The sequence below is a fragment of the Streptomyces sp. NRRL F-2664 genome, from assembly GCF_000719345.1.
Taxonomy (GTDB): Bacteria; Actinomycetota; Actinomycetes; order Streptomycetales; family Streptomycetaceae; genus Streptomyces.
On record NZ_JOFX01000126.1, the window covers coordinates 1 to 3,995 of the forward strand.

The 3,995-nt window shown below is 68.5% G+C and carries 4 protein-coding genes and 1 pseudogene; 2 read left to right on the plus strand and 3 right to left on the minus strand.

Annotation, left to right across the window (positions count from 1 at the left end; genetic code table 11):
* Nucleotides 1–1,088: 1,088 nt before the first annotated feature.
* Together IF89_RS0134470 and IF89_RS0134475 are read left to right on the plus strand one after the other, a co-directional pair.
* The gene (locus tag IF89_RS0134470) at nucleotides 1,089–1,394 is read left to right on the plus strand and encodes a DUF6247 family protein (RefSeq protein WP_030776685.1); all 306 of its coding nucleotides are present in this window, start codon (nucleotides 1,089–1,091) and stop codon (nucleotides 1,392–1,394) included.
* Nucleotides 1,395–1,414: 20 nt separating this feature from the next.
* Complete coding sequence (locus IF89_RS0134475) at nucleotides 1,415–1,654, plus strand: hypothetical protein (protein ID WP_234328009.1); 240 nt, start codon at nucleotides 1,415–1,417, stop codon at nucleotides 1,652–1,654.
* Nucleotides 1,655–1,680: 26 nt separating this feature from the next.
* On the opposite strand, the gene IF89_RS0134480 is transcribed toward IF89_RS0134475, so the two are convergent.
* The 3 genes and pseudogenes from IF89_RS0134480 to IF89_RS39085 all read right to left on the minus strand — a co-directional run bounded on the left by IF89_RS0134480 (nucleotide 1,681) and on the right by IF89_RS39085 (nucleotide 3,203).
* Nucleotides 1,681–1,989, minus strand: coding sequence for a hypothetical protein (locus tag IF89_RS0134480; RefSeq protein ID WP_030776690.1), 309 nt, complete (start codon nucleotides 1,987–1,989; stop codon nucleotides 1,681–1,683).
* Between the two features lie 294 nt (nucleotides 1,990–2,283).
* A pseudogene (locus tag IF89_RS43555) lies at nucleotides 2,284–2,757 on the minus strand (transposase); the annotation flags it as partial.
* A 137-nt stretch (nucleotides 2,758–2,894) separates the two neighbouring features.
* Nucleotides 2,895–3,203 (minus strand): STAS domain-containing protein, encoded by a 309-nt coding sequence (locus IF89_RS39085; RefSeq protein ID WP_158718086.1) that lies wholly within the window; start codon nucleotides 3,201–3,203, stop codon nucleotides 2,895–2,897.
* Nucleotides 3,204–3,995: the final 792 nt, after the last annotated feature.

The following is a 3,995-nucleotide window of genomic DNA, read 5'->3' on the forward strand; positions in this document are numbered from 1 at the left end:
GGATGGCACATGCTCCGCCGCCGCCCGGCCCGCGACTGCGAAACCCTGCCCGCCCGCTCCGAAGCCGTCATCCACATCGCCATGACCGGCCTCATGGCCCGCCGCCCCACAGACGAAGCCACCACCTCCTGGCGCGACCCGAAGAAGCCCGCCAAACGCCCCGTCCTGGGATGGAACAACAGACGAAAACGACCTCGCAGGCCATGTCTTCAATGGGGCGTTGCGCTGTCTCAGGTTGAGCAGGGTTGCACGGCGTGTCCCCGCCTCCGGCAGAGTCCGGGTCAGCTTTGGTCTCAGCAGGCCGCCCGTCCTGCGTGCACGGCCAAGGGAGGGCTGGTGTGCATGCATGGGCAGCCTTGGTCCGGGTGGAAGTTTGCGCTGTCCGGGTCGCTTTGTTCCATTCTTGGGCCGGGGTGGTGATTTGCGGGGTTGCCATGTGCGGGGTGTTGGAGTTGCCGCGATCTCCGCTTGCCGGGTAGGCAGCATCATTGGACACCGGCGGCGCAGCCAGCGCAGTCCTGCCGCATGCATTGGAGTTCTCAGCCATCACCAGCCGCGCGGTCTCCTCGTCCGGCCCCCCGGGCTCGGACCGGCTGCCGGCTATCACGGGCCATGCCATGCTCCTCACGCTGCCGTCCCGCCGCCGCGGTGACGTGCCCGACCGCCGCCCCGACGGTCAGCACCCGTCTGCCCGGCCTCGTACCGCACCGCACAGGCCTTGGGACAACCGCATGCGGGCACGGCCGTCACCGTCGGCCGAGCGGGCAGCTTGCGCCTCACAGGGCGCGCAGCCCACCAGCGGTGCTCACCACCGCCGGGGCGTACGCGATCACTTTCCAGGAGCGTCATTGCAGGCTCCAGACGGTTCACCGGCGCACTCCGTGCTGTACCCCTGTCCTACGAGGCCGCAGCCCAGAGGGTGATGGTTGACGCCCGCCCAGCTGCCAGACCTGCCCGGGGCACTCTACCGAGGGCGGTGCTGCGCCGGCGCGGCCGCAGGACACTCCCGAAGACTGCTCTGCCGGAACCGTCATGTCCTGTGCCAGACCGTTCTACCGTGGCCGTAGCACCCCGCCGAGGAGGAGCCGATGAGCGCCCAGCCCGACCACACACCCACCACCCCGTACGCACCCGCGCCCAGCGCCGCGGCCGAACTCCTCGCCCGGCTCCGGGCGGACCGCCGTGCCGAGCAGTGGGTGCCGGCCTTCGAGCGGGACTGGACAAAGGCGCTGGAGGACGCCCGCCACGCCTTCAGCCTCACCCCCTTGCACGAGGTGGTGCGCACCTGGCAGCTCCGCGCGGCTGCGGCTGCGGACGTCGATGCCTTCATGGACTCCGGCCAGGACGACGCCGACTTCGTGGACCTCGATGATGTCCTCGGCGGCCGCCTGTGACCGGCGAACAGCCGTGGGCGGTGCGCTTGTCCCCGCAGGCCGTGAAGACCCTCGCCGAGCTCCCCGACCCGGCCCGCGAGACGGTCCGCGACGTCCTGGACATCGCGGTGCGCTCGCCGTGGGGCTGGCCCCAGTGGAACGCCGGCGACCCGGAGGGCGAGGACGTTCGTGCCGCGTCCGTGGGCCAGCTGTCCGTCGTCTACTTCGCCAACCGGCTTGCCCACCGGTTGTCCGTCCTGGGCATCGTCTGGCTCGGCTGACTCCTGGCTGCGTCGGCTTCCCCCGGTTACTGGGCGCCCTGGTACTGGTTGCGCGTGTGGCGTGGGGGCGAGGCAGCGCGCCAGCCCGGACTCGGATGCCTGGTCCTCGACGTAGTCGTGGCCGAGGATTCCGAGTTCGGCGCTTCCGCGGATGCGGAGCTTGGCGGGGCCGTGGGGGTGGTCGTCAGCCACCAGTCCGGGTCGTCGGTGAGCTCGATCGCCTTGACGTTGACGATCGCCCAGGCAAGCCAGTTGGCCGCGTTGGCGAGGAAGGCGAAGACCTCGGCGACGGAACGCTCGATGACCGAGCGGGCGGTCGTGATGGCGGTGCTCATGGTGGCGTCTTTCAGGAGGGCGGCGGCGGGGTGGGCTGCGGTAGGGCTTCACCGAGTAGGCGGCGTATCTATTCCTCCAGCTGGTGGCCCTGGACCGGTCGAGGCTGGCGAAGAAGTGGGCGTCGTTGCGGTCAGCGAATCTCGGCCGGTTGCGGGGGCCGGTCGCGGCCGGTGGCGGTCAGTGCCAGCCGCAGAGTGCGGCGGGATGCGGGATGCGGGGTCTGGTTCGCGGGTCGTCAGGCCTTTGGCGGCCAGGCGGCCGACCAGGCGGGAGACCGCGCCGGCGTCGATGCCGAGAGGCCTGGCCTGCCATTCGGCCATGCCCTCCATCGCCGAATCGGTGATCGTGGAGATGGCTGCTTGGAGACCTCGGCGCGGTAGACCCCGGCCAGGCGGGCGGAGATTCCGCCGTGGGTGGGGCCCTTGGCCGACAAGGAGAGGAGCATCTCCTCCACGCCGCGCAGGCCAGCGCTGTCGCTTCTCCACGATCTGCGGCTCGAAGCCGCCCTCCCGGTCCCGCGGCACGTCGGTCCCGACCGGATCGACGTCGGCCACCCCGGTCTTGGAGCGTCTGCCGTTCCTCGGGCTGCCGCCGCTCTCCCCGGCAGGATCATGCCGGCCACAACCGAGACGGCCCGTCAACCCGCCCTCGAGAGCGGACTCCAGCAGCCGCTTCGCCAGCTGCTGGAGCAGACCGCCCCCTCCCGTCAGCTGCAGGCCCTCGGCCTGGGCCCGGGCTACGAGCTCGTTCAGGAACCGGTCGTCCACAGCTGCAGGGGCAGCCCCCGCAGGCTATGTCTCGCTGACCACAGATGCACTCTTCCATGATCGGAGTTACACCGCTTCGTGCAGGCCCGCCCCCTGCCTCTCCCTCCCGCCTGCGCGGCGGCTGCTCGCTCTACGGGCTAGGGGTAGTCGGCTGCTGTGGCCAGGGTGGGGGTGATGTGCAGGACTGTGTCGAGGCGTGTTGTGGCGAGCAGCCTGGCGAGTTGACGCGGAAGAGGGCCTGCCAGGATGAGGGTGAGTGTGCGGTGTCCGGTGATGAGGACGCTGAGGAACGCGGAGTCGGCGAAGACGATCTGGCTGATGTCCAGGATCACTCGGGATAGGTGCCCTTGTGCTGCTTCGCGCAGTTCCTTGTCGAGCAGGGGGCTGGTGTATGCGTCGAACTCTCCGCAGCACAGGACGATCCGGGTGCCGTTCTCATCCGGCATCCGCTGGACTGTCGCATGCATCTGGGGCGTATCTCCCTTTCCGACAGGGCAGATGTGCGACAGGGCTCTCGCTGTAACGTATTGCTGCCATTTGCCATTTGAATCGGAGTACGCCTTGAAACCGTAGGTTATCCGGATGCGAACCTTGCGCAATGGGGCCTTTTCGGTCTCAGGCGAGGTCTTCTGCACATGGGCATGGGTTCTGGCTGGTCAGCGGGGTGTATTGGATTGGTTCAGTGCCGCTGGCGGGTGTGTTGCGGCCTGCTCGCATCATGACCGATCAACCCAACGGTCGTCTCCGTCTGGCTTCTGTCCGGTTCTGGGCGACCCTGCTGCGGATGAGGGTTCAGTGTGTCATCGTGCAGTCGCACGGTGCAGCCGCGCTGTGGGCCAACGGCTCAGCCTGGCGGGGGCCGTCGGCGCGTCCGGCGCTCGGAGTTGGAAGCTTTGAGCGCCCGGACGTCAGGAGCCCAACTCAGTCACGTCCCGTCGCCGTGGGGCGCTTGTTGACTATGGGCCGATGCTCACATGGCTGAGGGCCCTGCCTGGGTATGGCAGGGCCCTTTCAGACGGCCATACACTCATGTGGGAGGCGTCACATTGAAGAGTGTTGCATCTCGCGGAGCTCTCCGATAGAGGGCTGCTTCGAGGTCTTTGGAGGCGGGCGAAGCGGGCTAGCTTGATCTTTAACGTCAATGCCGTTGGCATAGAGGTGGTTTGGCGGTTCAACGGATACCAGGGGGTGGTGTCCGATGGCTGCTCGACTGGTGGACCGGGTCGGGCTGGGGGATC

Excerpts from the sequence above, each read along its gene's own strand:
- IF89_RS39085 (WP_158718086.1), bottom strand. The coding sequence starts at position 3,203 with ATGCCGGATGAGAACGGCACCCGGATCGTCCTGTGCTGCGGAGAGTTC.
- IF89_RS0134480 (WP_030776690.1), bottom strand. The coding sequence starts at position 1,989 with ATGAGCACCGCCATCACGACCGCCCGCTCGGTCATCGAGCGTTCCGTC.
- IF89_RS0134470 (WP_030776685.1), top strand. The coding sequence starts at position 1,089 with ATGAGCGCCCAGCCCGACCACACACCCACCACCCCGTACGCACCCGCG.